Source organism: Bradyrhizobium sp. Leo78, assembly GCF_059512425.1.
Map to the genome: position 1 here is coordinate 1 of NZ_JCAMOT010000111.1, position 4,999 is coordinate 4,999.

Annotated in this window: 4 protein-coding genes and 1 pseudogene; 3 read left to right on the top strand and 2 right to left on the bottom strand. The window is 57.4% G+C overall.

From position 1 onward, the window contains the following. Nucleotides 1–121 precede the first annotated feature (121 nt). Nucleotides 122–1,238, top strand: a pseudogene (hisC, locus tag AC5ZG1_RS43465) (histidinol-phosphate transaminase). A gap of 158 nt (nt 1,239–1,396) precedes the next feature. On the opposite strand, the gene dctA reads toward hisC, so the two are convergent. Both dctA and AC5ZG1_RS43475 read right to left on the bottom strand, forming a co-directional pair. After that, nucleotides 1,397–2,725, bottom strand: a complete 1,329-nt coding sequence (gene dctA / locus AC5ZG1_RS43470) for a C4-dicarboxylate transporter DctA (protein WP_028169276.1) — start codon at nt 2,723–2,725, stop codon at nt 1,397–1,399. 605 nt (nt 2,726–3,330) lie between these two features. Then, nucleotides 3,331–3,489 (bottom strand): hypothetical protein, encoded by a 159-nt coding sequence (locus AC5ZG1_RS43475; RefSeq protein ID WP_155255676.1) that lies wholly within the window; start codon nt 3,487–3,489, stop codon nt 3,331–3,333. A gap of 740 nt (nt 3,490–4,229) precedes the next feature. Here AC5ZG1_RS43475 and AC5ZG1_RS43480 point away from each other — a divergent pair. Both AC5ZG1_RS43480 and AC5ZG1_RS43485 read left to right on the top strand, forming a co-directional pair. Beyond that, nucleotides 4,230–4,538, top strand: coding sequence for a hypothetical protein (locus AC5ZG1_RS43480; protein WP_051397369.1), 309 nt, complete (start codon nt 4,230–4,232; stop codon nt 4,536–4,538). Nucleotides 4,539–4,603: 65 nt separating this feature from the next. Further along, complete coding sequence (locus tag AC5ZG1_RS43485; protein ID WP_051397370.1) at nt 4,604–4,972, top strand: type 2 periplasmic-binding domain-containing protein; 369 nt, start codon at nt 4,604–4,606, stop codon at nt 4,970–4,972. Nucleotides 4,973–4,999: the final 27 nt, after the last annotated feature.

The following is a 4,999-nucleotide window of genomic DNA, read 5'->3' on the forward strand; positions in this document are numbered from 1 at the left end:
TTGTCGTCATCATGCGCTCCGTCTATCAAACGGAGCAGCCCCTTCCAACTAAGCACGTGGTCCCACAATCGGGGTCCATTTCAAACCGCGATTGTCCCCGGCGAATCAAAGGAAGAACACGATGTCGGATGCAAAATTGCAGAATGTGCTGTCTTCTCTTTCGCAGACAGCGAGACAGTTGAATGCTCCGCCGGCCGGCCGGACTGCGCCGGATGCAACTTACGTGAAGCTAGATACCAATGAGAACCCATTTCCACTGCCAACGATCGTATGGCAAAGTGCAATTACCGCCCTTGAGCGGCAGTATCTTTATCCCGAAGATGACAACCTCAGCTTGCGGGAAGCAGCTGCCAATGCGTACGGCGTAGCGACGGATCATGTGATTGCCGGCAATGGATCATCTGAGATTCTGGGGCTGATCTACAGAGCCTTTCTTGCCCCCGGGCGAGAGCGTGGCAATGCTGTCTCCAGGTTTTTCATTCAATCGCAAACTTGCTATGTTGCAAGGGGCTCAACTTCTCGAAGTCAGATGTGACGAACCTCAGTCCTTGCCTATAGAGCAATTGTTGTTGGGTTGCGAAAAAGCCGCGAAGTTCGTTCTGGTAGCTAATCCGAATAATCCAACCGGAACGTTCATTCCGATCGCTGACATCGAACGCCTTGTGGCAGAATCGGACCGTCTAGTCGTGTTGGACGAGGCGTATGTCGATTTTGCGCCTGATAATGGCCTACGCCTCCTAAGCCGCTATCCGACTCTTCTGATCTTAAGAACATTTTCGAAGAGCTACGCCGCCGCTGGCATTCGCGTCGGCTTCGGACTAGGCCACCCAGAGCTTATCGGAAGGCTTCGTAACATCCAGAACGTCTTCAACATGAATGTGATCGGTCACGCGGTGGGCATCAGCGTTCTTGCGCACCGCGCCATCTACGAAGATAACCATAGGCACATCACGCAGGAAAGAGAACGAGTGGCGAGCGCACTGTCACAACTTGGATTGTCTGCAACGCCCTCCGACGCAAATTTCTTGCTAGTCCGTGTGCCCGCGGGACACGACGGCAGATGGTGGCAGCTGGCTTTGGAAAGGCAAAAGATACTCGTTGCCTTTTTCCCTGATGAAGGTCTTGAAGACTGTATCCGCGTTAGCATCGGCACAAAAACGCAAATGGACGCGATTCTCGCAGCAATCAGTGACATTTCTGGCCGCTCGAAAATGGGTATATCGCCCGCCGCGCAGTAGTAATGTCTGGTGCCGCGTCACGTATGCGATAGCACCACCGAGGGATGAGAGCGGTGGGTGGCATAACCGAGATCTGTTGTGACTGATGGACGAAAATCGACGACGGATCGATCCCTTAACTGCCACGGCCCCGTTTTCGAGGGACAACCGCCTCGTGATCAGCGGTATCGCGCACCTACTGCAGTTAACAAGGGACAACGATCGCTTTCCTGGTTGAGCCGCGCATGGAGCGTGGCTTGATCGAGCTCGCCTTCCCACCAGGACACGAACACCGCGGCAAGACCGTTGCCCGTGATATTGGTAAGGGCGCGCACCTCGCTCATGAATTTATCGATCGAGAACACGATTGCCATGCCAGGCACTAGCGCCGGATTAACCGCTGATAGCGTCGCCGCGAGCGTGATGAAGCCGGCCCCGGTGATACCGCTTGCGCCTTTCGAGGTCATCATCGCCACGATCAGGATCGTGAGCTGTTGGCCGAAGGTAAGATCGACCCCGAGCGCCTGCGCGATAAATAACGTTGCCAAGCTCATGTAGACGTTGGTGCCATCGAGGTTGAACGAGTAGCCGGTCGGCACCACGAGCCCGACCACGGGCTTGGAGCAGCCGAGCCGCTCAAGCTTCTTCATCAACTGCGGCAGCGCGCTTTCCGAGGACGAGGTGCCGAGCACGAGCAAGAGCTCGTCTTTGATATAAGCGATAAACTTGAAGATCGAAAAGCCAACGGAGCGCGCGATCAGACCGAGCACGACCACCACGAACAGCGCGGCCGTGGCGTAGAACAGTGCGATTAGGCCGATTAGATTGCCGAGCGCCGAGGGTCCGAGCTTGCCGATCGTGAAGGCCATGGCGCCGAACGCGCCGATCGGCGCGGCCTTCATGACAATAGCGATGACGCCGAACACCGCGTGCGCCGTGTCGTCGATCATGCCGCGCAACTTCTCGCCGCGCTCACCCAGCGCCATCAGCGAGAAGCCGAACAGGATGGCAAATAAGAGTACCTGCAGGATGTCGCCGCGCGCCAGCGCGCCGACCACGCTGTCGGGAATGATATTGAGGATGAAATCGACGGTTTTCGAAGCTTCCGCCTGCTCCACGTAGTTGGCGACGGCTGCGGCATCGGGCTTGGCCGCAAGGCCGTGGCCGATCTGGAAAAGATTGCCCATCAGAAGGCCGAGCAACAAGGCAAAAGTGGAGACGATCTCGAAATAGACCAGCGCCTTGAGGCCGACCCAGCCGACCTTTTTCGCATGCTGGATGTGCGCAATGCCCGAGACCACGGTGCAGAAGATGATGGGCGCGATGACCAACTTGATCAGCTTGATGAACCCGTCACCAAGCGCCTTGACCCAATCGCTGGTCGCGAGCGACGGCCACAGCCAACCGACGACGACGCCAATCAGGATCGCGATCAGCACCTGAACGTAGAGGATTTTGTACCAAGTTCTCGACACCGGCGCGGGTGCGGCAGTTGCGATGGTGGTCATGACGCTACTTCCCAATATGAACTCGAACACCGAGCCACCGCGCGTTGAGAGGCGACGGCATCAGACGAGCCTTGTCATGCCAGCCGTGCGCAATTGAAGACGGCGATGTCGGAACTCCGACAGCCGGCAGCGCGATTTGCTGGCAGTTACGTGTGTTTTTCTCTCGTTAAGCAAGACGCGCACCACGCGCCGAAGCCATGCTGCCGTTCAACCGGCGAGACTGTGGACAGACTTTCTCCTAAATGTATTTGGTTGAATGCCAGAAACGCGTTTGCTCCGCCGAAGGCAGAGGCGTTGTTCAGCGCCACGCGCACCTTGCGCTCGCGCGCGCCAGATTGGGCGCGGCCTCGAGATCGACCAGCTGCTTGCGGGCGATTTAATGCTCGGGCAGCGTTTTGAGCTTGGCCCTTATCCTGAGCTCAGAGTTGCAATCGGGTCACTGGCGGAGCGGCCTTCGCATCTCCCTATAAATGGAAGCGCCGCCGGTCCCGCCCATTCCGGAAACGACGACGCGCCTCCCCGTTCAGGCCTTCTCAGCGACCACGCCGCGGACAGGTGCGTCGCCGATAGACTTGAGATTCGATCAGGCGTCATCCGTGTTCATCTCAATCGTCGATCGCGTAGGACTGCGCCACGCAGATGATGTCCGCAACTCCAGTGACTGGATGCCACACCAGGTCAGTTCCTGGTGGTCGATGTCTCGCGGCCGCCGACAGCGTTTTCCTTGTTCGTGCAACAATTTCCTTCGCGAATTGATCTGCCATGCTGCTGCTTCCATTAGGCGCTTCGACGCGAACGCACTGCCTTTCAGCCGCGCCGCGCGACAGAAGCAGTGACGTGATTCGTCGGGCGTCAAGTGCTGTCAATGCAACATTCCGCGACATTGGTAAAATTGATTTTTTGGATGGTACGCATCCACATTATCGACGTTTGGAGACATGCGCCTAAGATCTTGATGCAAGCTGCCCTCGGGCGTTATCGAGCCTCGCGTCGTAGTTTCGCACAGTTAAAAACGACAGCCTCGATGCTCCTTCACCGGGCCATCTACGCCGAGCTCGCGCCGCGCCTGGACGAGACGTCTGCCCCAGAGTTCTCGTCGAACGGACGCTTCGTAGTGGCAGACGTGAAGGCAGAACTTATCGTATTCCGACACCCCAGGCGGCCACGTCGGGTCAGCCGGTCCGGAGATCGGAGTCGAGCCGTTCAAAGATCCAAAATCGGACATCACGGCGCGGCGGAGCCAACTTTGGGCAGAGTAATGCCAGAAGTTTTTCGTTCAAGAGGCTAGAGATGTTCGGTTGAAGACGCCGAAGTCGGAAAGCTGACACGGCGCTGAGGCCATTCCGCCGCAATTCAACAGCCACGCTGGCGCTTAAGCGTGTTTGGCTGCTATGGCGCAAGGCGCGCATCATATTCCGCGAGCGGCACGCCGATTGCTGGGATGAGGAGCAGAAGCCGCCGCGGCCAAAGTGGTCGCAGCCGCCCCGCTCCGAAAGAACTCCCAATGAGGCTTGCCCGATTGATCCTGATCAATGCAACCTTAATCCTGATCCTGCTCCTGCTCGGAATAGCAGCAGCGGTCAACATCAGTCCCACTATTGCCGCAAACTTCCGTCTGCCGGGCAACGAGATTGCAGCACCGCTCATTCAGACGATCCGGCTCGAGGCCGGGTTGAGCTCTCGCGCGAACGGACATTTTTGCAGCCGGATCATCCAACCCGCGCATTTTGTATCCTTCTGTCGGCCGACCAGTTCCGCCCAAGTAAGTCGATGGAGAAGCCTCTCCGGGTATCGCAAGCAGCTTCACGACTAAAGAGAGGCAAGTTCGTGCTGTGGCGTTCGAATGTGAAGTTCGCCAATCGCGCGTAGAGGCTTCAGATGATGTCTGTCGCAAAATCATCGATCTGCGATCCGGCCGCCGCACCTTATGATGGCGCAACGGCGGTGCAGGTAACGAAAGTGCTAGGTGTCAGTGCGGCGATTCAGCCAAATAAGGCCGGTGGCGCCAGCATCACACACGCCTATCAACCCGAGACCGGCAATGCCGAACTCGGATTTGTCGCGCCGCCCGAGCTTACAAACAGCAAAATCCGTTGCCGCTGGCTGGTGGCGCAGGAGTCTTATGGGCAAGACGCCGTGCTGTTGGAGACTGGCACCTACAATAAACTGTCGGCCGCCTTCGTCGACTTTCTCAAATGGCAAAAACTCCACGCGATTATCGCGCGGGGTGGCTACGTGCAAAGCTAGAGTTGACGCATGGATGGCTTTTCGCCA